Raw genomic sequence first — 561 nt, 5'->3', positions numbered from 1 at the left:
GACCTCGGCCTTGAGCAACTGGGAGAGGATGGGGACAGCCGCATTGAACGCAGGCGCTCCCTGCTCGATCAACTCGCCAACAGCCTGGGCCATTCCGTACATCTTGAGGGCGCGCAGCATGACGACAACGGCGGCGCTGGCGGGATCATGACGCATGGCGCAGAGCCTTGTCCCGCAGCGTATCGTAGCGTGCAACGTTGGCCTTGGGTTCGCGCCGCAGGGCCAGGGCCTGGGGAGCATCGATACTGGGCGGAGTGCCATCCTTGCCATCGACCAGGCGGTGCAGGATATTGAGGATATGGGTCTTGGTCGCGACGCCGGCCTCGAGAGCCAGCTCGACGGCGCACAGCACGGCCTGTTCGTCATGGTGCAGGACCAGCGAGAGGATCTCCACCATCTCCCTGTCGCCGCCTGGGCGCCGCAGAAGCTGGCTCTGCAGTTGCCGGAACGCCTCCGGCATCTCGGTGAAGGGCGCGCCATTGCGCAGGGCTCCCGGTTTGCGCTGGATCACCGCGAGATAGTGCCGCCAGTCATAGATCGTCCGTCCCGGCTGATCATGGG

Annotated in this window: 2 pseudogenes; both read right to left on the bottom strand. The window is 65.4% G+C overall.

Annotated elements, in window-relative coordinates:
• Nucleotides 1-156 (bottom strand): annotated as a pseudogene (locus NN5_RS24860) (ATP-binding protein); the annotation flags it as partial.
• Nucleotides 146-561: pseudogene (locus tag NN5_RS24855) on the bottom strand (IS21 family transposase); the annotation flags it as partial. The pseudogenes NN5_RS24860 and NN5_RS24855, both read right to left, overlap by 11 nt.

This window comes from Novosphingobium naphthalenivorans NBRC 102051 (assembly GCF_001590985.1).
In the GTDB taxonomy this organism is placed as follows: Bacteria; Pseudomonadota; Alphaproteobacteria; order Sphingomonadales; family Sphingomonadaceae; genus Novosphingobium; species Novosphingobium naphthalenivorans.
This window is presented reverse-complemented; position numbering and strand designations above follow the sequence as displayed.